The 22,436-nt window shown below is 76.1% G+C and carries 22 protein-coding genes; 19 read left to right on the top strand and 3 right to left on the bottom strand.

The features are described from left to right. The first annotated feature begins 136 nt into the window (after positions 1-136). The 9 genes from ACWEO5_RS31885 to ACWEO5_RS31845 all read left to right on the top strand — a co-directional run bounded on the left by ACWEO5_RS31885 (position 137) and on the right by ACWEO5_RS31845 (position 12,405). Positions 137-685: a hypothetical protein gene (locus ACWEO5_RS31885; RefSeq protein ID WP_452165634.1), complete on the top strand. Its 549-nt coding sequence runs from the start codon at positions 137-139 to the stop codon at positions 683-685. Between the two features lie 180 nt (positions 686-865). Further along, the gene (locus ACWEO5_RS31880; RefSeq protein ID WP_452165633.1) at positions 866-2,131 is read left to right on the top strand and encodes an acyl-CoA thioesterase/bile acid-CoA:amino acid N-acyltransferase family protein; all 1,266 of its coding nucleotides are present in this window, start codon (positions 866-868) and stop codon (positions 2,129-2,131) included. A 165-nt stretch (positions 2,132-2,296) separates the two neighbouring features. Continuing rightward, the gene (locus ACWEO5_RS31875; RefSeq protein ID WP_452165632.1) at positions 2,297-2,677 is read left to right on the top strand and encodes a VOC family protein; all 381 of its coding nucleotides are present in this window, start codon (positions 2,297-2,299) and stop codon (positions 2,675-2,677) included. A gap of 265 nt (positions 2,678-2,942) precedes the next feature. After that, a complete protein-coding gene (locus ACWEO5_RS31870; protein ID WP_452165631.1) occupies positions 2,943-5,993 on the top strand; it encodes a hypothetical protein in 3,051 nt (1,016 codons plus the stop codon). 175 nt (positions 5,994-6,168) lie between these two features. Then, a complete protein-coding gene (locus ACWEO5_RS31865) occupies positions 6,169-7,962 on the top strand; it encodes a thiamine pyrophosphate-requiring protein (RefSeq protein ID WP_452165630.1) in 1,794 nt (597 codons plus the stop codon). Beyond that, positions 7,959-8,384 (top strand): hypothetical protein, encoded by a 426-nt coding sequence (locus tag ACWEO5_RS31860; RefSeq protein WP_452165629.1) that lies wholly within the window; start codon positions 7,959-7,961, stop codon positions 8,382-8,384. The genes ACWEO5_RS31865 and ACWEO5_RS31860 overlap by 4 nt, the downstream gene beginning before the upstream one ends. Next, the gene (locus ACWEO5_RS31855) at positions 8,381-10,816 is read left to right on the top strand and encodes a GMC family oxidoreductase (protein WP_452165628.1); all 2,436 of its coding nucleotides are present in this window, start codon (positions 8,381-8,383) and stop codon (positions 10,814-10,816) included. Before ACWEO5_RS31860 ends, ACWEO5_RS31855 begins: the two co-directional genes overlap by 4 nt. Before the next feature lie 10 nt (positions 10,817-10,826). Next, positions 10,827-11,936 carry an enolase C-terminal domain-like protein gene (locus ACWEO5_RS31850; protein ID WP_344555893.1) on the top strand — a complete coding sequence of 370 codons (1,110 nt, stop codon included), beginning with the start codon at positions 10,827-10,829 and terminating at the stop codon, positions 11,934-11,936. 79 nt (positions 11,937-12,015) lie between these two features. Further along, positions 12,016-12,405: a hypothetical protein gene (locus ACWEO5_RS31845; RefSeq protein WP_452165627.1), complete on the top strand. Its 390-nt coding sequence runs from the start codon at positions 12,016-12,018 to the stop codon at positions 12,403-12,405. Positions 12,406-12,672: 267 nt separating this feature from the next. Here ACWEO5_RS31845 and ACWEO5_RS31840 read toward each other — a convergent pair whose 3' ends face one another. Continuing rightward, positions 12,673-13,692 (bottom strand): SDR family oxidoreductase, encoded by a 1,020-nt coding sequence (locus ACWEO5_RS31840; RefSeq protein ID WP_452165626.1) that lies wholly within the window; start codon positions 13,690-13,692, stop codon positions 12,673-12,675. 43 nt (positions 13,693-13,735) lie between these two features. Next, complete coding sequence (locus tag ACWEO5_RS31835) at positions 13,736-14,332, bottom strand: DUF6328 family protein (RefSeq protein ID WP_452165625.1); 597 nt, start codon at positions 14,330-14,332, stop codon at positions 13,736-13,738. Positions 14,333-14,475: 143 nt separating this feature from the next. Between ACWEO5_RS31835 and ACWEO5_RS31830 the strand changes: the two genes are divergently transcribed. From ACWEO5_RS31830 to ACWEO5_RS31820, 3 genes are read left to right on the top strand one after another with little or no spacing between them, the layout of a single operon-like run. Then, the gene (locus tag ACWEO5_RS31830) at positions 14,476-15,162 is read left to right on the top strand and encodes an HAD family hydrolase (RefSeq protein WP_452165624.1); all 687 of its coding nucleotides are present in this window, start codon (positions 14,476-14,478) and stop codon (positions 15,160-15,162) included. After that, entirely contained in the window at positions 15,159-15,341 is a 183-nt protein-coding gene (locus tag ACWEO5_RS31825) for a hypothetical protein (RefSeq protein ID WP_452165623.1), read from the top strand. Before ACWEO5_RS31830 ends, ACWEO5_RS31825 begins: the two co-directional genes overlap by 4 nt. 17 nt (positions 15,342-15,358) lie before the next feature. Further along, entirely contained in the window at positions 15,359-15,688 is a 330-nt protein-coding gene (locus ACWEO5_RS31820; protein ID WP_452165622.1) for a hypothetical protein, read from the top strand. A 120-nt stretch (positions 15,689-15,808) separates the two neighbouring features. Here ACWEO5_RS31820 and ACWEO5_RS31815 read toward each other — a convergent pair whose 3' ends face one another. Then, positions 15,809-16,870, bottom strand: coding sequence for an AI-2E family transporter (locus ACWEO5_RS31815; RefSeq protein WP_452165621.1), 1,062 nt, complete (start codon positions 16,868-16,870; stop codon positions 15,809-15,811). Positions 16,871-17,300: 430 nt separating this feature from the next. Between ACWEO5_RS31815 and ddaH the strand changes: the two genes are divergently transcribed. The 7 genes from ddaH (at position 17,301) to ACWEO5_RS31780 (ending at position 22,361) form a co-directional block, all read left to right on the top strand. After that, positions 17,301-18,167, top strand: coding sequence for a dimethylargininase (ddaH, locus tag ACWEO5_RS31810; RefSeq protein WP_452165620.1), 867 nt, complete (start codon positions 17,301-17,303; stop codon positions 18,165-18,167). Positions 18,168-18,204: 37 nt separating this feature from the next. Next, entirely contained in the window at positions 18,205-19,347 is a 1,143-nt protein-coding gene (locus ACWEO5_RS31805) for an iron-containing redox enzyme family protein (RefSeq protein WP_452165619.1), read from the top strand. Next, positions 19,344-19,844, top strand: a complete 501-nt coding sequence (locus tag ACWEO5_RS31800) for a flavin reductase family protein (RefSeq protein WP_452165618.1) — start codon at positions 19,344-19,346, stop codon at positions 19,842-19,844. Before ACWEO5_RS31805 ends, ACWEO5_RS31800 begins: the two co-directional genes overlap by 4 nt. Next, on the top strand, positions 19,841-20,971 hold the full coding sequence (locus ACWEO5_RS31795) for a carboxylate-amine ligase (protein ID WP_452165617.1): 1,131 nt from the start codon (positions 19,841-19,843) through the stop codon (positions 20,969-20,971). The genes ACWEO5_RS31800 and ACWEO5_RS31795 overlap by 4 nt, the downstream gene beginning before the upstream one ends. A gap of 182 nt (positions 20,972-21,153) precedes the next feature. Beyond that, the gene (locus ACWEO5_RS31790; protein WP_452165616.1) at positions 21,154-21,807 is read left to right on the top strand and encodes a HemK2/MTQ2 family protein methyltransferase; all 654 of its coding nucleotides are present in this window, start codon (positions 21,154-21,156) and stop codon (positions 21,805-21,807) included. Continuing rightward, positions 21,794-22,084 (top strand): CDGSH iron-sulfur domain-containing protein, encoded by a 291-nt coding sequence (locus ACWEO5_RS31785; RefSeq protein WP_452165615.1) that lies wholly within the window; start codon positions 21,794-21,796, stop codon positions 22,082-22,084. Before ACWEO5_RS31790 ends, ACWEO5_RS31785 begins: the two co-directional genes overlap by 14 nt. A gap of 46 nt (positions 22,085-22,130) precedes the next feature. Then, on the top strand, positions 22,131-22,361 hold the full coding sequence (locus tag ACWEO5_RS31780; protein ID WP_452165614.1) for a DUF6213 family protein: 231 nt from the start codon (positions 22,131-22,133) through the stop codon (positions 22,359-22,361). The last annotated feature ends 75 nt before the right edge of the window (positions 22,362-22,436 follow it).

The raw sequence follows: 22,436 nt of genomic DNA, 5'->3' as shown, positions 1-22,436 counted from the left end.
GCCGGGGGTCGGGCACTTCCCGCACGAGGAGGTTCCGGCGGAGTTCACCGCGGAGCTGATCGAGTGGGGGGTTCCGGAGCGGCTCCGGCGGGTAGGGCGCCCTGCAGCGGAATGACCCGGGGGCAGGGGGCGTCGCATGGGGTGGGTCCGTTGGCTGGGGCCGACCTGGCCGTGGCGGGTGGCGGGCGGGTTCGCCGCGCTGTGGCTGGCGGGCACGGCGGTGGCGACCTGGCTGCTGCTCGGCGGCCCGATGGTCGCGATGAGCGGCCTGCTGGGGCCGACCGGCAGCTACGTGGCCACCCACTGCTACGAGGAGGTGGAGAGCACCGACGTCAGTTGCGAGGGCCGCTACACGCCCTCGTCCCCGGTCGGGGCCCCGTCCCGGCCGATGACGCTGCGCGGCGCCGCCGACTCGCGGGTCGGCGGCCGGCTGGACGTCCGGGAGGTCGGCGGCCGGGCCTACCAGCCCTCGCCGGTCACCGCCGGGGAGTACCTCGCCTTCGCCGGCTGGACGGCCGCCACCCTGGGCATGCCCGCCCTGTGGCTGCTGGTCTCCGCCCGCAAGGGGAGCACCGAGAGCGGCGACGGGTACGTGTTCGCCTGGCTGGCGTCCCTGTTCCTGATGTGCGTCCTGGGCGTCGTCCTGTTCCCGGTGTTCTGGCTGCTGTCCGTCATCCGCAGCTGACCCCCCGCCCGCATCCCGCCGACGCCCCGCCAACGCCCCGTCCCGTCCCCGCCCGCTCCGACCTGCGCCCGCCGGCGCCGCCCCGGGCCGACCTCCGCCGACAAGGGCTGGCACACTGTCCGCCGGACGATTGAATGTTCTTGCTGAAACTTGCAAGAACGGGGGCGGAGGGCGGGGAGCATGGGAGAACGGATCCGGCGCTGGGCGGGCGCCACGGCGGCGCTGGCGCTGGTCGGCGCGGGGACGGCGGGGTGCTCGACGGCGCCGGACGGGCCCGCCGTGATCGAGGTGGACGCCGCGACCTCGCTCACCGACCAGGCGGTGCACGTCCGGGTCACCGGCCTGCGGTCCGGCCAGGAGGTCACCGTCGGCTCGCAGACGGAGGACCAGCAGGGGAAGCGGTGGAGCGGGCGGGCCGTCTTCCGGGCGGACGCCCGCGGGACGGTGGCCCTGGACGACGCCGTCCCGTCCTCCGGCAGCTACCGGGTGGCGGACGGGATGGGCCTGTTCTGGTCGATGGCACCCGCCGACGGCGACCCGGAGCACGCCTCCTTCTACCCGCCGGGCATGCTGCGGCAGAGCTACCGGGTCACGCTGACCGCCACGGCGGACGGACGCCCGGCCGCCTCCCGGACGCTGACCCGCCGGTGGCTCGGGGACGGCGTGACCGACCGGAAGCTCACCCCGGAGCCCGACGGGGTCGCCGGCGACCTCTTCCTGCCGGCCCCGGGCACCCCGCGCCACCCGGCGGTGCTGCTCTTCGGCGGCTCGGAGGGCGGCAACGGCCTGGCACCGGCCGCGGCCCTGCTCGCCTCGCACGGCTACCCGGCGCTGGCCCTGAGCTACTTCGGCCGCCCGGGCCTGCCGAGCGCCCTGAAGGACGTCCCGCTGGAGTACTTCGCCACCGCCGCGCGCCTGCTGGCCGCGCAGCCCGGCACCGACCCCGACCACCTGCTGGCGCTGGGCTACTCGCGCGGCAGCGAGGCGGCCCTGCTGCTCGCCGACGACTACCCCGAACTGGTCCACGGCGCGGTGGTCTACTCCCCGTCCGCACAGGTCAACAGCGGTTTCCCGGACCGCCTCAGCACCGCCTGGACCAAGGACGGCAGGGCGGTCGGTTCGGGCCCGATACCGCTCGACCGGGTCAGCGGCCCCGTGCTGGCCGTCGCCGGGGCCGACGACCGGCTGTGGCCCTCGCCGCTCTGGGCCCGGCAGATCGTCCAGGAGCTCGACGCCGCCCACGACCCGTACCCGCACCGGGCCCTGGTCCTCCCGGACGCCGGGCACGGCGTCGGCACCTTCCCCTACCTCGCGGCCGGCACCCGCCCCACCCACCCGGTGACCGGCCAGGAGACCGACTTCGGCGGCACCCGCCCGGGCGACGCCGCCGCCCAGGAGCAGGGCTGGTCCGAGCTGCTGGCCCTGCTCGCCCACCCGGCCGGCTGAGCCCCCACCGGTCGACCGGGACCCACCGACCGGACCCACCGACCGGACCCACCGACCGGACCCACCGACCGGACCCGGGGACGGCCCGCGCGCCCGGCGCGTACGGGGGCCCGGTGCGGGGTAGGTGGAGAGGTCGTCGTCCCCTCACCGGAAGCAGGTTCCCCGATGGCGTGCCGGATCAGCGAACTCGTCCTGGGCTGCCGCGAACCCGAAGTGCTGGCCCGCTTCTGGTGCGCGGTGCTCGACTTCGTGGAACTCGGCCGCGAGGCGGACGGCAGCATCGAGATCGGCCCGCCCGAGGGCTTCGGCGGCGCCCAGCCCACTCTGTTCCTGAGTGCCGAGGCCGAGCCGCACCCGGGTCTGCCCCGCCTGCACATCGACGTCAGCGCCACCGACCGCGACCAGGACGCCGAGTTGGAGCGCCTGCTCGCGCTCGGTGCCCGCCCGGCCGACGTCGGGCAGACCGGCGAGGAGTCCTGGCACGTCCTGGCCGACCCGGAGGGCAACGTGTTCTGCCTGCTCAAGGCCCGGATCAAGGAGCTCTGAGCACCGCCGCCCCGCGCGCGGAGGAGGATGGCCCGCTGCCGCCCGGCCCCGGTGGACCCGCCACCCGCCGGGGGCCTCCGTCCGGGTGCCCCCGGCCCCGCGCGGACAGCCGCCGCACAGCCGTACCGCCCATCGCCTCCCGAAAGTTCGTGCGCGTGCCCTAGGATGCTGGCTCCGCAGGGGGGCGGGTCGAACGTGCGTGCTTTCTCCGTCCTCCCCACCACCCGCAGCCACACCGCGGCCTACCGGAGGACGTTCCGCCACCGTGCCACTTCACCGAACCGCCGGACGCCGGCTCGCCACGGGCGTGCTCGCCCTGGGCCTGGTCTCCGGCGCCCTCGCAGCCACCTCACCGCTCGCCGCGGCCGACCCGGTCCCGGCCGGGTACCCCGTGCCGGCCGACCTGAACACCTCGGGGAGCTTCTCCGACTCCTTCACCCTGCCGTCCGCCTCGGCCGCGGGCCCGATGTACGGGCTGAACGTCGGCCTGGGCCCGCGTCAGCAGGGCGGCACCGCGCACGACATCGGGTACACCCGGGTCTCGGGCCGGTGGGACGGCACTCCGGCCCCGGAGCCCGGCCACGTCCGGGTCGGGCAGGCGTCGGCGCCGAACAAGCTGTCGTTCATGACCGGGCTCTCCGCGATCATGCTGGACGCCCCGGTGATCGCCGACGGGAGCGGCCACTACACGGTCAGCACGGTCGTCGACCCGATGACCGGCGACACCGCGAGCGGCAACTGGGCGTCCGTCTCGCTGGCGCGCAGCCACCGCAGCAGCGGCTACGTCACCGCGAACGACGTCGACCTCGGTCTGACGGTCAGTTCGAACGGCGACCTCCAGCTGTTCCACCGGGGCATGTCGGTCGGCGAGGTGCCGTTCTGGTCCGGCCACGTGGCGCCGGGCCCGGGCGGCGCGTTCGACGTCACGGTGGACGTGTCGACGGGCGCGGACCGGCTGGTGCGGCTGACCGTGAACGGCACCCCGTTCTCGGCCGCGGCGCCGGCGGACGTGACCCGCTGGCCGAGCAGCGCCTACCTGTACCTGGGCGCGTACAACCCGACCGACGCGTCGCCGACCACCTTCGGCGACGGCGCCGGCCGGGGCCTGACGGTCAGCCGGGTGGACACCACCGCGACCTCCGGGCCGCACCCGTTCGTCGACACCTTCGACGGCGTTCCGGGCGGCGCGGCCGACAACGGCCTGAACGGCGAGCTGAGCGCCCGCCAGCCGACCCTGGTGTCGGCGAACTACTCGCCGGTGAGCGGCGCGCCGGGCCTGCCGGTGTCGCCGCCGGCGGGGGCCGTGAGGGTCAACGGCGCCGACCAGCCGAACCGGCTGGCGCTGTCCGGCGGCAGCGCGGCGTCCGGCGGCAACGCGGCGGTGCGCCTGAACAAGCCCGCCACCGCGGACCTCGACTCGGGCACGTACACGGTGCGCGCCGCGCTGACCCCGGTGGTCGGCAGCTCGTCGTCCGCGGACTGGGCCTCGCTGGTGCTGAGCGGCTCGTCCGCGTCCAGCGGCTGGGTGGAGGGTGCGGACGTCGCGCTGGGCCTGCGGGTGCGGGCCGACGGGCGGCTGCAGCTGTTCCAGGGCGGCACGGCGCTGTGGGCGGCCGAGCGGAGCGTTCCGGCGGCCGAGACGTACCAGGTGTCGGTGGCGGTCCGGCCCGGCCCGGCGCGGACCGCGACGGTCACCGTCAACGGCACCGCGTTCCCGGTGGACAGCCCGGCCGACCTGCCCCGGGACGGCTACCTGCTGCTGGGCACCCACCAGTCGGCGGCCGGCCAGGTGAGCGCCGTGGACGACCTGCGGGTGTCCATGCTCGGCGGCCTGGACTACTACGGGTACTTCGACACCTGGGACCCGGACAACAACCCGAACTCGGTCAACCACCTGCCCGAGGTCCAGCCGTGGACCAACTTCACCCAGTTCATCCGGCAGGACCCGGCCTCCGGCTTCCTCGACTACTGCCTGCCGCAGGCCTGCGTGCTGGACGCCGGCAACCTGGTCTGGGACAACTCCGTGTGGGGCCAGGGCTCCCCGCTCCCGGACACGCCGGCCCGACTGGCCGCGTTCCGGCAGAAGATCGACGGCAACCTGGGCAAGATCGGCCTGATCTACATGGTCGACGAGCCCTCCGGCTACCGGATGGACCTGGCCGCCCAGAACACCGCGATCGGCCAGATCGAGCAGGTGTTCCCGGGGAAGGGCATCGGCCTCACCCTGGTGGCCAGTGAGCTGAACCGCGCCGAGAAGGTCCCGGCCGGCGTCGAACTGGTCGGCTACGACGAGTACTGCGTCGGCCGGGCCCGGACGGCGGCCAACGTGGTCAAGCTGAAGGCCAAGCTCGCCTCGCCCGACCAGCACCTGTTCCTGATCCCGGAGACCAATCCGGCCGGCGTCGGCCAGCCCGTCGCGGACGGCTGCGGGAGCTCCACCGACGCCACGATCGCGGCCGGGAACCTGAACTACCGGGCGATCGCGGCCGCCGACCCGCGGATCACCTACCTGATGAACTTCCGCTGGATCGGCCAGGCCCAGTACACCGGCAGCCCGAAGACCGTCGCCGCCCAGCAGGCGATCGGCCGCGCGGTCGTCGACGCCACCGACACCGCCCGCCCGTCCGGCCCCGCCGGCTACGACCCGGCCACGGGTGCGTTCACCGCGTACGGCCGGGGCGGCGAGCCGCTCGGCACCGCGAACCTCGGCGCCGGCGGCCTCGGCATGACCAGCGGGGACGTGCTGCTCTCCGGCCACTGGACCGGCCCCGGCACCGACACGCTCGGCTACTACCGGCCGTCCACCCGGCAGTTCTTCCTCAGCGACGACAACGCGACCGTCGCCCGCGTCATCACCTACGGCAACACCGGCGACGTGCCGCTGGTCGGCGACTGGGACGGCACCGGACGCACCACCATCGGCGTGTACCGGCCCGGCGACCAGCACTTCTACCTGAGCAACGACAACGCGACACCCGCCTATTCGCCGAAGTTCGGCAACCCGGGCGACGTGCCGCTGGTCGGCAACTGGAGCGGTACCGGGCGCAGCACGGTGGCGGTCTACCGGCCGTCCACCCAGGAGTTCTTCATGAGCTTCTCCAACACCGCGCCGGTCCCGAACCGCGGCGCCAAGTACGGCAACCCGGGCGACCTGCCGGTCAAGGGCGACTGGGACGCGTCCGGCACCGACGGCATCGGCGTCTACCGACCGAGCGACCAGACGCTGTACGCCGGTGACGACGACGCGGTGAACGTCTTCTCGCGCAAGCTCGGCACCGCCTCCGGCGTCCAGCCGCTCACCGGCAACTGGGGCTGAGCCCCGACCCGGGTCCTCCGGTCCTTCTCGCCTCTCCGCGCCCGCCCCGTCCCCGCCGCCCGCCGGCCGGGGGCGGGGCGGGCGCACGTGGGCACCGCTTCCCGGGGTTTCCGTTCCGACGGGGCGGTCAGACGCCGGGCAGTGGTGTCGTCGTGCGCGAAGAAGGAGGACTCCCGTGTCCAGGACTGTCGCGGATCAGGTGCTCGCCCGCTTGCGGGAGTGGGGCGTGGAGCAGGTGTTCGGGTACCCGGGGGACGGGATCAACGGGCTGTTGGCCGCGTGGGGGCGGGCCGACGACCGACCGGCGTTCGTGCAGGCCAGGCACGAGGAGATGGCGGCGTTCGAGGCGGTGGGGTTCGCCAAGTTCTCGGGGAAGGTCGGTGTGTGCGCGGCGACCTCCGGGCCGGGCGCGATCCACCTGCTGAACGGGCTGTACGACGCCAAGTTGGACCACGTGCCGGTGGTGGCGATCGTCGGGCAGACCGACCGGAGCGCGATGGGCGGTTCGTACCAGCAGGAGGTGGACCTGCTGAGCCTGTACAAGGACGTCGCCTCGGCGTACTGCCAGATGGTGACCGTCCCGGAGCAGTTGCCGAACGTGCTGGACCGGGCGTTCCGCACCGCCGCGACGTACCGCACGGTGACCGCCGTGATCATCCCGGCGGACGTGCAGGAGCTGCCCGAGCAGGCGCCGGGGCACGCGTTCAAGATGGTGCCGTCCAGCCTGGGGATGCCGAAGTCGCACCCCGTCCCGGACGACGGCGAACTGGCCCGGGCCGCCGAGGTGCTGAACGCGGGCGGCAAGGTGGCGATGCTGGTCGGCCAGGGCGCCCGCGGGGCGCGCCGGCAGGTCGAGCAGGTGGCCGAGCTGCTGGGCGCGGGGGTGGCGAAGGCGCTGCTCGGCAAGGACGTGCTGCCGGACACCCTGCCGTACGTGACCGGGTCGATCGGGCTGCTGGGCACCCGCCCCTCGTACGAGCTGATGCGGGACTGCGACACCCTGCTGACGGTGGGTTCCAGCTTCCCGTACACCCAGTTCCTGCCGGAGTTCGACCAGGCGCGGGCGGTGCAGATCGACGCCGATCCGTTCATGGTGGGGCTGCGCTACCCGTACGAGGTCAACCTGGTCGGTGACGCGGCGGCGACGCTGGACCGGCTGCTGCCGATGCTGCACCGCAAGAAGGACCGGAGCTGGCGCAAGCAGGTGGAGAAGAACACCGCGCGCTGGTGGGACGTGATGGAGGAGCGGGCGAAGGTGCCCGCCGACCCGGTCAACCCGGAGTACCTGGTGCACGCGCTGGACGCGCTGCTGCCCGAGAACGCGATCCTGACGGCGGACTCCGGCTCGGCGGCCAACTGGTACGCCCGGCACCTGCGGATGCGCGGCACCATGCGCGGCTCGCTGTCGGGCACGCTGGCCACCATGGGCCCGGGCGTGCCGTACGCGATCGGCGCGAAGTTCGCCCACCCGGACCGGCCGGTGGTGGCGCTGGTCGGCGACGGCGCGATGCAGATGAACGGGCTGGCCGAGCTGGTCACCGTCGCCCGCTACCGGGAGCGCTGGAGCGACCCGCGGCTGGTGGTGTGCGTGCTGAACAACCACGACCTGAACCAGGTGACCTGGGAGATGCGGGCGATGCAGGGCGCGCCGAGCTTCCTGCCCTCGCAGCAGCTGCCGGACGTCCGGTACGCGGACTTCGCCGAGTCGGTGGGCCTGCGCGGCCTGCGGGTCGAGGACCCGGGCAAGGTGCGGGCGGCCTGGGAGTGGGCGTTGGGCGCGGACCGGCCGTGCGTGCTGGACGTGCGCACCGACCCGGCGGTGCCGCCGATCCCGCCGCACGCCGACTGGTCGCAGATCAAGGACGCCGCCGAGTCGGTGCTGCGCGGCGACAGCGACCGGGTGGCCGTGGTCAAGCGCGGCCTGCGGGCCAAGCTGGCCGAGTTGCTGCCGCACCGGAGCAGGTCGTGACCGGGCCGCTGGCGGCGCTGCGCGAGGGCCGGTTCCAGCGCTCGCTGGCGCTGGCCACCGGTGCGGGCTCGGTGGTGGCGGCCGCCGAGATCTACCTGGAGCACGACCGGGCCGGGTTCGGGAACCGGATGATGTGGTGGCCGGTGGTGCTGGGCCCGCTGGGCGCGGCGGCGGGCCTGGCGGGCGCGGCGGACGCCCGGGCGGCCCGGACGGTGCTGCCGGTGGTGTCGGCGGCGATCGCCGCCAACGGGCTGCAGGGGTTCTGGCTGCACGTGCGCGGGGTCGCCGAGAAGCCGGGCGGCTGGCGGATGGCCCGGTTCAACCTGGAGACCGGCCCGCCGGTGTTCGCCCCGCTGCTGCTGGGCATGGTCGGCGGGATGGGCCTGGTCGCGGCGGTGCTGCGGCGCGAGGGCCGGTCGTGAGCGCGCGGGAGCAGCCGACGGACGGGGAGCGGCCGGCACACGGCGAACGGCCGCCCGGCGGCGAGCGGCCGGCGCACGGCGAGCGGCCGTACGAGGGCCGCTTCCCCGGCTACGACTCGCTGGCCCGCCGCCCGCAGTGGGACGAGGTGACCGCCGCCCTGGTGACCTCCCGGGTCGCGGGGCCGTGCCCGCCGCTGCGGCTGTTCACGCCCACCGAGGAGGCCACCGCCCGGGCCCTGCTGAACCGGCTGCTGGACGACCCGCCGGTCGACCTGCTGCAGATGATCGACGCCCGGCTGGCCGAGCGGGAGACCGACGGCTGGCACTACGCGGACCTGCCGCCGGACGACCGGGCCTGGCCGGAGACGATGCGGGCGCTGGACGAGGACGCCCGGGCGCTGCCGGGCCGCCGCAGCTTCGCCGAGCTGACCGGGCGTGAGCAGGACGGCCTGGTGGAGAAGGTGCGCCGGGCGGTGCGCTGGCACGGCTGGCCCGCGAAGCACGTGTGGAGCCTGTGGACGCGCTACGCCTGCACCGCGTACTACTCCCACCCGACGGCCTGGAGCGAGATCGGCTTCGGCGGCCCGGCCTTCCCGTCCGGGTACGCCCGGCTGGGCGTCGGGCGGCGCGAGCGCTGGGAGGTCGCCGACGCCCACCCCGAGCGGCAGCCGGCCGCCGAGCGGCCCGACCCGCCGCCGCTGCCCGCCGTCACCGACCCCGGCCGGCACGGCGAGGCGAAGGCCGCGCTGGCCACCCTGCGGCAGACCACCCGGCGGCAGCGCGCGGTGCGGCGGCGCAACGCCTCCGCCTGGCTGCTGCCCCGGGACGGCCTGGGCTTCGACCGGCGGCTGGTGGAGCGGATGCGCCGCCACCGGGACGAGGACGAGGTCGACCTGGTGATCGTCGGCTGCGGCGCGGGCGGCACCGTGCTGGCGCAGCGGATGGCCCGGGCCGGCTGGTCGGTGGTGGTGCTGGAGGCGGGCCCGTTCTGGGACCCGCTGCGCGACTGGGTGAGCGACGAGTACGGCTCGCACCACCTGTACTGGACCGAGCCGCGGGTGCTGTCCGGCGCCGACCCGGTGCCGATGGGGTCGAACAACTCCGGGCGCGGGGTGGGCGGTTCGATGGTGCACTTCGCCGGGTACGCGCCGCGCTTCCACCCGTCCGACTTCGAGACGCACCGCCGGGACGGGGTGGGCGCCGACTGGCCGCTGGCCTACGGCGACCTGCGCGGCTCGTACCAGCGGCTGGAGGCGGAGCTGCCGGTGGCGGGCCAGTACTGGCCGTGGGGCGAGCCGCACGCCTACCCGCACGCGCCGCACCCGGTGGGCGGCAACGGCGAGGTGTTCCTGCGCGGGGCGGCGGCGCTCGGCCTGGAGGCCCGGGTCGGGCCGGTGGCGATCAGCAACGGCCGGTTCGGGCGCCGCCCGCACTGCGTGTACCGGGGGTTCTGCCTGCAGGGCTGCAAGGTCAACGCCAAGGCGTCGCCGCTGATCACCCACCTGCCGGACGCGCTGGCGCACGGCGTGGAGGTCCGCGCCGACGCGATGGCCTGCGCGGTCGAGCTCGGCCCGGACGGCCTGGCGCGCGGCGTGCGCTACCTGCGCGGCGGCCGCGAGCACCTGCAGCGGGCCCGGACGGTGGCGGTCGCCGGGTACGCGATCGAGACGCCCCGGCTGCTGCTCAACTCGGCGAACGCGCGCTTCCCGGACGGCCTGTGCAACGACTTCGACCAGGTCGGCCGGTACGTGATGGTGCAGGGCGCGCCACAGGTCTCCGGCCGCTTCGAGCAGGAGGTGCGGGCTTACAAGGCGCCGCCGCCGGGGGTGTCGACGGAGGCGTTCTACGAGACCGACCCGGCCAAGCCGTACCGGCGCGGCTTCAGCATCCAGACCGTCTCGCCGATGCCGATCACCTGGGCCGAGCACGTGGTCGCCCAGGGCCACTGGGGCGGGAAGCTGCGCCACTACCTGTCCGACTACGTGCACTGGGCGACGCTCGGCGGGCTGGCCGAGCTGCTCCCGCAGGCCGACAACCGGGTCACGCTGGCTGAGGAGGAGGACCGGCACGGGCTGCCGGTCGCGCACTTCTCCTACTCGCAGTGCGACAACGACAAGCAGGTGATCGCGGCCGCGCGCGGCACCATGGAGGCGATCCTGACCGCGGCGGGCGCCAGCGAGGTGATCGCCATCGACCGGTACGCGCACCTGGTCGGCGGCTGCCGGATGGCCGCCCGGCCCGAGGACGGCGTGGTCGACCGGGACCTGCGCTCCTTCGCGGTGCCGAACCTGCTGATCACCGACGGCAGCGTGCTGCCGACCCAGGGCGCCGCCAACCCGGCGCTGACCATCATGGCCCTGGTCGACCGGGCGGCGGGCGTGCTCGCCGCCGGGGCCCGGCAGGGCCTGCGCACCCCGAACCGAGAGCCGTGAGGTGAGCGTCATGTGGACCGACCGTCCGATCGAATGGCTGACGGCCCGGGTGTACACCGTCCCGACCGACCGCCCCGAGGCCGACGGCACCCTCGCCTGGAACTCCACCACCCTGGTGCTGGTCGAGGCGGGCAGCGGCCCGGCCACCGGCCTGGGCTGGACGTACGGCCCGCCCGCCACCGCCGCCCTGGTGCGCGAGCAGCTCGGCCCGGTGGTGCTCGGCCGGGAGGCGCTCGACACCTCCGGCGCGTACGAGGCGATGCGCCGGGCGCTGCGCAACGCGGGCCGCCCGGGCCTGGGCACGTACGCGCTGTCCGCCGTCGACCTGGCGCTGTGGGACCTGGCGGCGCGGCTGCTGGACGTCCCGCTGGTGGGGCTGCTGGGCGGGCGGCCCCGGCCGGTCGAGGTGTACGGCAGCGGCGGCTTCACCACGTACCCGGACCGGGTGCTGGAGCGGCAGTTGCGCGGCTGGGTCGAGGAGCAGGGCATCCCGCGCGTCAAGATCAAGATCGGCGAGTCCTGGGGGACCCGCCCCGAACGCGACCTGGAGCGGATCGCCGCCGCCCGCACCGCGATCGGCCCGGACACGGCGCTGTACGTGGACGCCAACGGCGCGTTCACCCCGAAGCGGGCGATCCGGCTGGCCTCGGCGTTCGCCGACGACGGGGTGAGCTGGTTCGAGGAGCCGGTGTCCTCCGACGACCCGGCGGGGCTGGCGGCCGTCCGCGCCGCCGTCGCCCCCGACGTGGCGGCCGGCGAGTACGGCGACGACAGCCGCTACTTCGCCCGGCTCGCCCCCGCCGTGGACTGCCTGCAGGCCGACGCCACCCGCTGCGGCGGCCCGACCGGCTTCCTGCGGGCGGCGGCCGTCGCCGAGGCGTCCGGCGTCCCGCTCTCCGCGCACTGCTCGCCGCACGCGCACGCCCACGCGGCCGCCGCCCGGGGCGCCGCCGTCCGGCACCTGGAGTGGTTCCACGACCACGTCCGGGTCGAGTCGCTGCTGTTCGACGGCACCCTCGACCCGGCCGGCGGCACCGTCACCCCCGGCGCGGACGGCGCCCCCGGCCACGGCCTGACCCTCGCCGAGGGGCGCGCCGCCCCCTACCTGGCGGACGTCTGACCCGGGCTGATTCGGTCCGACGGGGCTGGGCAGACGCCCGCCGACCAGGAGCAACGGAGCAAGCGAAAGGACCTGAACCATGCTGCTGCTCGGAATCCTGCTGTTCGCCGCGTCCGGCGCGTTCGCGGGCCTGCTGATCGCCGACAACCTCGGCGGCGGCCCGGAGACCGGCGTCGACGTGCTCGGCCACCAGATCGCCACCATGAGCACCCTCGGCGCCTTCCTGGCCGGCCTGGCCCTCGCCCTGCTCTTCTGCGCCGGGATCGCCCTGACGGTCGGCGGCCTGCGCTGGCACCGCCGCCACCGGGCGGCCGCCACCGCGGACGCCCCGGTGGTCCTGGACCGCACCGACGACCGGACCGGCCTCCCCGGCACCGACACCACCACCACCGACACCACTCGCACCACCGGCGGTTCCACCGCCGCCCAGCGCCCGACCGGCCGGCCGCGCCACCGCTTCACGCACTGAGCCGCCAGCCCGGCGGTTCGAGGACAGGAGGAGAGGCACCGTCAGGACGGAGCAGGCGGCGGCCGGCCGACCCGGCGGACTTCCGCCGGAGAGGACCGTCCGCGCCCGGAGCCCGAATTCCCCGCTGCCCCGCGCCCACCCGGGCGCCCGGCACCGGGGAATTCGCCGTCCGTCGACGGCTCCCCGCCGCACCGGCGGCCGCGCCGCCCCCGCCCGGCGACGACCCGGTCGGCACCCGGTCGCCCTGGCCGCTCGCCCTGGCCCCGCTCACTCCCGCCCCGCCCGCCCGCGCCGGGCCGCGCCCGCCGCCAGCAGCAGGACGGCGCTGCCGGCCGCGGCGAGCGGGACGCGGTGGCGGTCGGCCCAGGCTTGGAGGCTGCGGGGCTTCGCCTCGTCGTCGAAGCGGCCGTGGGCGCCGTGGTCGCGGTGGTCGTCGAGCGGGGCCCACAGGTTGTCGGGCTGGTCGGGCGGGCGCGGGGCGTCGGTCTGCTGGGCGTCGTAGCCGGTGCGGGCGAGGTAGCGGTCCAGCAGGCCGGGGGCGAGCCCGTTGGCCAGCACGGTGAGGACGGTGGAGGCGCCGACCCGGTACTCGCGGCGGCCCGGGTGGTCGGCGGCGTACAGGATCGCGCGGGCGATCGGCTCGGGCTGGTAGACCGGCGCGACCGGGCGGCCCGTCCGGGGCAGCCGGGAGCGCACCCAGTCGAACTGCGGCGTGTTGACGGCGGGCAGCTGCACCATCGTGGTGCGCACCGCCGTGCCCCGGTGCAGCAGTTCGCAGCGCACCGCCTCGTTCCAGCCCTGCAGCGCGTGCTTGGCGCCGCTGTACGCGCTCTGCAGCGGGATGCCCCGGTAGGCGATCGCCGAGCCGACCTGGACCACGCAGCCCCGGTCGCGCGGCAGCATCCGGCGCAGCGCGGCCCGGGTGGCGTACACGTAGCCGAGGTAGCTGACCTCGGTGACGCGGCGGAAGTCGGCGGGCGTGATCTCGGTGAACGGGGCGAAGACGGAGGCCAGGGCCGCGTTGACCCAGACGTCGATCGGGCCGAGGGCGCGTTCGACGGTCTCGGCGGCGCGTTCGACGGCGTCCGGGTCGGCCAGGTCGACGGGGACGGCCATCGCGCGGGCCCCCATGTCGCGGGCCTCCTCGACGGCGGCGTCCAGCCCGGCCCGGCCGCGGGCGAGCAGGGCGAGGCGGTCGCCGCGGGCGGCGAAGGCGCGGGCCACGGCGCGGCCGACGCCGGCCGAGGCTCCGGTGACGACGACGGTACGGGGTTCGGTGGGTGCCATGGCGGGCGTCTGACCACCGGGGCCGGAACGAAAACCGGCCCCCTCAGTTCCGCGCCCCGCTCCCGCCCCCGTCCCCGCCGCTTCCGCCCCCGTCGCCGCTTCCGCTCCCATTGCCGTTGCCGTTGCCGCTCCCGCTCCCGTTCCCGTTCCCGTTCCCGTTCCCGTTCCCGCTGCGGTGCAGCAGCAGCCAGGGCAGCACCAGCCACCACAGCGCGAACCAGCCCATCACGGCGGCGACGACCACCCAGGCCAGCGGGCTGCCGCCGGTGGCCAGGTGCAGCAGCAACAACAGTGCGGAGCCGACGGTGAGCGCGAGTAGGACGACGCCGAGGGTGACCACCCGGGCGGTGGCGTCGACGAGTTGGGGCTTGAGGCGGCGGCCGGCGAGCAGCCGGTGGTAGGCGACGGGGGCGATCAGGGCGCCGGTGGCGAGCGCGCCGAGGACGACGGTGACCACGTACAGGCCGCGTTCGAAGCCGCTGAGGGTGGTGAAGCGCGGCATGAAGACGACGCTCAGCAGGAAGCCGAACAGTATCTGCGCACCGGTCTGGGCCACCCGGACCTCCTGGAGGAGCTCGGTCCAGCGCCGGTCCGCGCGTTCGTTCGGGGTCTCGTGCCGACCCAGGTGCTGCTCGGTCATCCGCACCGTCCCCTTCCTCCCGGGCGTCTGTCCGTCCGGGCCCGGCGGAAAACGGGGGTGTGGAGCACACCGACCGGGGTAGACGGGGGCACGCAGCGGAAGAAGTCCGGGCCGTAGAGCCCCGGTCGGGAGGAGGCGACGGCATGGCAGCGGACGTCGCGGCCGCACTGTTCGACGTGGACGGCACCCTGGTGGACACCGTCTACCTGCACACCCTGGCCTGGTGGCAGGCGTTGGCGCAGTACGGGCACGAGGTGGACGCCGCCCGGATCCACCGGGCCATCGGCATGGGCAGCGAGCAACTCCTCGACCACCTGCTCGGGGACGACCGGGACCGCTCCGAGGACGACGCGGTCGACGCCGCGCACCTCGCGCTCTACGCCCAGCACTGGCCGGGCCTGCGCGCCTTCCCCGGCGCGGGCGACCTGCTGCGCGAGTGCGCCGGACGGGGCTGGCGGGTGGTGCTGTCCACCTCCGCCTCCGGACGCGAACTGGACGTGCTGCGCCGGGTGCTGGACGCCGACGACGCCCTGTACGCGGTGACCGACGCGGACGCGGTGGACGCCTCGAAGCCCGCCCCGGACCTGGTGCGGGCAGCTCTGAAGCAGGCGGCCGCCCCGGCGGAGCGGTCGGTGTTCGTCGGCGACAGCGTGTGGGACGTCGAGGCGGCGGGCCGGGCCGGGACGCCGTGCGTGGGCGTGGAGAGCGGCGGTTTCGCCGCCGCCGAGCTGCGCGGCGCGGGCGCCGTCGAGGTGCACCCCTCGGTCGGCGCCCTGCTGGACGACCTCGATACCAGCGTGCTGGCGCGACCCCGGACCGGTGGACGATGAACGTCCCGACCGACCGGCCCCGCCGGGTCGGCCCGCTCGCCCGTCGCCTGGCCTACCGGGCCCGCACGGTGTCCTGGACCGCCTTGAGCACCCTGTGCGCCCTCCTGGGCCCGGCCGCGGTCGCCGTCCCGGGCGCGGTCGCGGAGACCGGCCCGGTGCCCGGAACGGCCGACGGCTGAGCTCCTGACGACTGGTGGTGAGGACGGTGGACGGCGGCGCGACGCTCTCCCCCCGGGAACGCCAACTGCTGGCGGCCCTGGAGGCCGAACTCCGGGTGGACGTCGAACTCGACCTCCGCCTGCGCACCATGCGCCACCACCAGTTCCGAGCCGTCCTCGGCCCGCCCTGCCGGGCCCTGCTCGCCGTCCTGCTGACCCTGGCAGCGGCCGTGGCGCCACCAGCCCGACTCGCCCGGCTCGGGCTGGTGGCGACCCTGGCGACCCTGACCGCCCTGGCCGCCTCGACAGCCCGCGTCGTCCGCCCCTCCCCCGGCGCCCCCGGCTGTCGGGGCCCGCGCCTACCGTGAGGACGGGCTGCCCGACCGCGACCGGCCCGTGGGGCACTCCCCGGGACTGACCGGCCGGGCGCCCCCGCCCTCACGGCCCGGAGGACCGACCGGCCGGGCGCCCCCACGGGTCGCACCGCCTCACGGGCCGCCGCCCCGCCCCGCGCCGCGCGCCCCGGCCTCGTCCCGTCCGTCCCCCTCGTGCAGCTCGCGGAAGACCGCCCAGCCCACCGACAGCACCGGCACCGCGACGGCCGCGCCGACGATCCCGCCGAGGGTGCCGCCGACGGCCACCGCCAGGGCGACCGCGACGGGGTGCAGCCGGACGGCCCAGCCCATCACCAGCGGGTGCAGCACGTGCCCCTCCAGCTGGCCGATCAGCACGATCAGCGCCAGCACCAGCAGGGCGGTGACCGGGCCCCGGGTGGCGAGGGCGACCAGGGAGGCGACGGCCAGCGCGATCGGCGAACCGACCAGCGGGATCAGCGCCGCCAGGAACTCCAGCCCGGCGAGGGGCACGGCCAGCGGGACGCCGAGGACCGCCAGCACCACGCCGACCAGGACGGCGTTGGTGCCCGCCACCAGGAACAGGCCCCGGGTGTACCCGGCGAAGGTGCGCCACGCGGCGTGCCCGGCCCGCTGCCAGACGGCCGCGTTCCGGGCCGGCATCAGGTCGGTCGCCCAGCGCCACATCCGCTCCCCGGAGTGGGTCAGGAACACGGCGCAGAACACCGCGAGCGCGAGCGCGGCCGCCGCCTCGACCACCCATCCGGCGCTGGTCACGGCGGTGGACAGCACCGCCTGCCGGTGGGTGCTGAGCAGGTCGCCCAGGCGCTGCCGCAGGTCGGACAGCGTCCCCGTCCTGGCGTGCAGCGGCGGCCCCTCCAACCAGTGCTCCAGCCGGTCGACGCCGTCGCGCACCTGCCCGCCGAGCTGCCCCGCCTGCGCCCGGACCACCATCGCGACCAGCAGCCCCAGCCCGGCGATCAGCGCCAGCCCGCCCAGCAGCGTGAGCAGCACGGCCAGCGCGCGCGGCATCCGGCGGGACAGCAGGTCGACCGGCGGCCGCAGCACGGCCGTGATCACCAGGGCGACGAACACCGCCACCACCGGCAGCAGCAGTTTCCCCACCAGCAGGTAGCCCGCGTACCCGGCCGCCGCCAGCACCAGCAACCGCCACGCCCGCGCCGCCGCCCGCTCCAACCCGCTCCCCCTCCTCCCGGCCCGCCCCGGCCCCGCGCCCGGCCGCACCCCCCGCACCACCGGCCCGCGCGACCCCCGCACCGGACGGCCCCTCCGCCCGCCCCCGACCGTTCGACGCTCGACTCCCGGTTTCACCGCACCACCACCTCCGGCCGTACCGTCTGCCCGCCCCGAGCCGTTCCACCCCCGCCCCCACCCACCCCGCGGCGCCCCACCCCGCCCCCTCCGTTTCGCCACCGCCGTTTCGCCACCGCCGTCGCTCCCCCGCCGTTCCCCCGCTCCGACCATCCCGCCCCCGCCGTCCCGTCCCCCGCCAACCCGTCCCCCACCCGTGCCGTCCCGCTCCTGTCCCCGTCCCGTCCCCGCCAGCACCGTCCCGTTCCCGCCGGGACGCCGTTTCGCTGCGGGCGGCGGCGGACAGACGCGGCGCATGGACCCGCTCACCGCCCCCGCCGTCCCGGCCCGCACCGGGCTCCCGGCCCGCCCCGGGCTCCCGGCCCGCCGACGGCGGTACCTGCTGTGCCCGCCGGAGCACTTCGCGGTGGAGTACGCGATCAATCCGTGGATGGACCCGGACCGGCCGGTGGACCGGGCGGTCGCGTTGCGGCAGTGGCGGGACCTCGCGGCGGTGCTGCGCTCGCTCGGCCACCGGGTCGACCTGCTGGCGCCGGAGCCGGGCCTGCCCGACATGGTGTTCACCGCGAACGGGGCGACGGTGGTGGCCGGCCGGGTGCTGGTCGCGAACTTCCGCCACCGGCAGCGCGCGGGCGAGTCGGCGGCGCACCGGCGCTGGTTCGCGGCCGCCCGGTTCCGGCAGGTCCGCACCGCCGCCGAGGTGAACGAGGGCGAGGGCGACCTGCTGGTGGTCGGGCGGCGGATCCTGGCGGCCAGTGGCTTCCGCACCACCACCGCCGCCCACCGGGAGGCCCAGCGGGTGCTCGGACTGCCGGTGGTCTCGCTGGAGTTGACCGATCCGCGCTACTACCACCTGGACACCGCGCTGGCCGTGCTGGACGACACCCGGGTGATGTACTACCCGGACGCGTTCGCCCCGGCCGCCCGCCGGCTGCTGCACCGCCTCTACCCGGACGCGATCCTGGCCGACCCGCCGGACGCCGCCGCGTTCGGCCTGAACGCGATCAGCGACGGCCGCCACGTGGTGCTGCCGGCCGCCGCCCGGGGCCTGGCCGGTCAGTTGCGGGCGGCCGGGTTCGTACCGGTGCCGGTCTCGCTCCCGGAGCTGCTGAAGGCCGGCGGCGGCCCCAAGTGCTGCGTACTGGAACTCCGTCCGGCCTGAACGACCGACCCCCGAGGAACGAAACGAGGTGGGAACCGTGTCGACCGCCACCCGCACGAACACCGGTGCGCCGCGACTGCCCGCGGCCCGCGGCCCGTTCTCGGCCGCCGTCCTCACCGCGCTGCACCGGCCGCCCCCGACCCACCTGTCTCCCCCGCCGCTCGACGCCCCGGCCGATCCCTGGGGCGAGGACGCCCAACTCGCCCTGTACGTCTGCTACGAGCTGCACTACCGGGGCTTCGCGGACGTCGACGACGCCTGGGAGTGGTCGCCGCCGCTGCTCGCCCTGCGCGGGCGGCTGGAGCGGGCGTTCCTGGCCGCGCTGCGCCGGGAGGTGGGCGAACCGCCGCCGCTGGAGGCCGTGTTGGCCGATCTGCTGGCCGAACCACCGGACGGCGACGGGCCCTCACACCACCTGCTGACGGCGGGCACCCGGCAGCAGGCCCGCGAGTACCTGGCGCACCGCTCGACGTACCACCTGAAGGAGGCCGACCCGCAGATGTGGGCGGTGCCCCGGCTGCCGCACCCGGCGAAGGCGGCACTCGTCGCGCTGCAGTACGACGAGTACGGCGCGGGCCGGCCGGAGCGGGCGCACGCCGAACTGTTCGCCGCGATGATGGCCGACTTCGGCCTCGACCCGGCGTACGGCCGCTACCTGGACGCGGTGCCCGCGCCCGCCCTGGCCGTGGTCAACACGATGTCGCTGTTCGGCCTGCACCGCTCGCTGCGGGCCGCGCTGGTCGGGCAGTTCGCCGCCCTGGAGATCACTTCCCCGCCCGGCGCGGCCCGGCTCGCCGCCGCGTTCGAACGGCTCGGCGGCTCACCGCGCGGGACGCTCTTCTACCGGGAGCACGTCCTCGCCGACGCCGTCCACGAGCAGCTGGTGCGGCACACCGTGATCGAACCCCTGCTGGCGGACCCCGCGGACTGCCCCGCGGCGGAGATCGCCTTCGGCGCCCTGGCCTACTCGCTGGCCGAGGACCGGTTCGCCGACCACCTGCTGACCGCCTGGCGCTCCGACACCTGCTCGCTGCGCGCCCCCCTGCCCGCAGAACCCGCCGCTCCCGACCGGCCCGACCAATCCGACCGGCCCGACCAGCCCAATCGGCCCAATCGGCCCGACCGGCTCCACGGACCGGCCGGTCGTCCGCCGCTTCCGCCGGAAGGGGTCCCGCGATGAACGCGGCGGACGGCACGGGGGCGTTCCTGGGCCTGCTCGACCCGCCCGTGTACGTGGTCACCGCCGCGGCCGGGGAGGAGCGGGCCGGCTGCCTGGTCGGCTTCGGCTCGCAGTGCTCGATCCACCCGGAGCGGTTCGCCGTCTGGCTCTCGCACGCCAACCGCACCCACCGGGTGGCGTCCCGCGCGGAGGTCCTGGCCGTCCACCTGCTGCCGCCGGACGACGCCGGGGCGGCGCTGGCCCGGCTGTTCGGCGGGAGCACCGGCGACGAGGTCGACAAGTTCGCCCGGGCCGCGTGGCGTCCGGGCCCGGCCGGGGTGCCGGTGCTCGCGGACGCGGCGGCCTGGTTCGCCGGGCGGGTGGTCGAGCGGGTCGGGGGCGGCGACCACACCGGGTTCCTGCTCGCCCCGCTGACCGGCGGCACCGCCGAACCACCGCCGCCCGCCGTGCTGACCCTGCGGGACGTCAGCGGACTCGACCCGGGACACCCGGCGTGAACGCCGCACCGGGCGGCCGCCACCCGCCGCCGCTGCTCCGCTTCGGCGTCGAGGAGGAGTTCCTGCTGACCGACCCGCGCAGCCGGGTCACCGTGCCGACCGCCGGGGCGGTGGTCGCGGACGCCGCCCGGACGCTCGGACCGCGCGCCCAGCACGAGTTCCTGGCCACCCAGGTGGAGGGCTGCACCCGGCCGGTCGGCACCGCCGCCGAGCTCCGTGCCGAACTCGCCGACACCAGGGCCGTGTTGGTCGCCGCTGCGGACCGGGCCGGCTGTCGGCTGGCCGCCACCGGCACCCCCGTGCTGCCCAGTCGGCACCCGCTGCCGGTCACCCCGAAGTCCCGCTACCTGCGGCTGGCCGACCGGATCGACGGTGTCGCCGACCAGGTCGGCGCCGAACTCTGCGGCTGCCACGTCCACGTGGGAGATCTGACGCACCGTCAGGCCCTCTCCCTCAGCGCCCGGATGCGCGGCTGGCTGCCGCTGTTCCAGGCGTTCTGCGCCAACTCCCCGTTCTGCGAGGGAACCGACCACGGCACCGCCTCCAACCGGCCCGACCGGTACGCCCGTTGGCCCACCTTCGGCCCGGCCCCGGTGCTGGACGAACCCGGCTACCGCACCGCGCTGGACCGGCTGCTCGCGGACGGGGTGATCCTCGACCGCCGGATGCTGTACTGGTACGCCCGGCCGTCCGAGCACCTGCCCACCCTGGAGGTGCGGATCGCCGACAGCAGCGCCGACCTGGACACCGTCCTGCTGCTGGCCGTCCTGCTGCGCGCCCTCGCCCACACCCTGCTCGACCCCCGCACCCCGGCCCGCCCACTGCCCCTGCCGGACGGCCAGCTGCGCCTGGCCCACCACCGCGCCGCAGCCGCCGCTCTGGACTCCCGACTGCCCGACCCGCTCACCGGCCGCCCCCAGCCTGCCCGCCAACTCCTCCCCGCCCTGGTCGAGTTCACCACCCCCGCCCTGCGCCGCACCCACGAACTCGGCCTCGCCCGCCACCTCACCGCCCACCTGCTGGCCACCGGCAGCGGCGCCGACCGCCAACGCGCCGCCCTCGCCCGCCACGGCCACCTCTCCGCCGTCGTCGACGACCTCACCCACCGCACCGCCCGACCCCACTGACCCGCCCCCACCCCGGCCGAGTCCACCACCCCCGCCCGGCGCCGCACCCGCCACCTCGCCGACCACCGACAGCGGCGCCGGCCATCGACGCGCCACCGACCCACCGCCCCGACCCGCCGCCCCGACCCGCCCGACGTGTCGCCCGACGTGTCGCCCGCCGCCCGGCGGGCATACGCGGGCCCATGCTGCTGCTACGACCGCCCGGTGTGTACCCCGCCCAGGGGGACACCGCCCTGCTGCTCGACGCGCTCGACCGGGAGCCGGTGCGTCCCGGCGCGCGCTGCCTGGACCTCGGGACCGGCTCCGGCGCGCTCGCCCTGGCCGCCGCCCGGCGCGGCTGCCGGGTGACCGCCGTCGACCTGTCGCGGTCGGCGCTGGCCACCGCCTGGCTGAACGCCCACCTGCACCACCTGCCGCTGCGGGTGCGGCGCGGCGACCTCACCGCACCCGCCACCGGCAGCCGGTACGACCTGGTGCTGAGCAACCCCCCGTACGTGCCCTCCCCGTGTCCCGGGCCGCCGCCCCGGTCCGGCCCCGCCCGGGCCTGGGACGCCGGGCCGGACGGGCGGCTGCTGCTGGACCCGCTCTGCCGCCGGGTGCCGCCGCTGCTCGCGCCGGGCGGGGTGCTGCTGCTCGTGCAGTCCTCGCTGGCCGACCCCGCCGCCACCGTGCGGCAGCTGCGCGCGGCCGGGCTGCGGACGACGGTGGCCGCCCGGCGGCTGCAGGGGTTCGGGCCGGTGATGACCGCCCGGGCGGGCTGGTTCGAGCGCACCGGACTGATCGAACCGGGCGTCCGCACCGAGGAGTTGGTGGTGGTGCGCGGTGTCCGCGACTGAGCCGGGGCGCACCGCCGGGCCGCCCCCGCCCCGGGTCCGGCTGACCGAGCGCGGTCCGCTGCTGATCGACGGCCCGGTGGAGCTACTGCTGCCGGACGGTACGGTGCTGACCTGCGAGCGCCCGGTCGTCGCGGTCTGCACCTGCCGCCGCAGCCGCCACTACCCGCTGTGCGACACCAGCCACCGCACCCGCCGCCCCCGCCCCGATCCCGCCCCCCGCCCCGACCGCACCGCGCCGCCGTTTCCGCCGGACGGCTCCGGGCAGACGCCCGGATGAGCTCAGGACGTCGAGCGGCAGGTGGGCGCAGGAGGAGGTGGACGCCGTGGGACGGCTCAGTGTTCCGGTGATCTGCGGGCTGTCGGGTGGCCTGGCCATTCCGGCCCTCCAGGTGGTGGAACTGCTACGGGCACTGCCCGAGGAGTGGGAGGAGTGGGCCGAGCAGGCCGACAGCGGCCTCGACCCGGCGACCACCGGCACCCTCGCCGAGCTGGTCCGCCAGCTCGCCGACCAGATCGACCTGGCCTGCATCGAGATCGCCAGCGACGAGGAGTGAGGACCCCGAGGGGCGGGGCCCGGGACGGCTACCCCGGGCCCCCCCCGCGGCCGCGCCCCGAGAAAGGAAGAGGGG

This window comes from Kitasatospora sp. NPDC004272 (genome assembly GCF_053603035.1).
The sequence above is the reverse complement of the archived record's forward strand: the minus strand, read 5'-3'. Positions and strand labels throughout refer to the sequence as shown.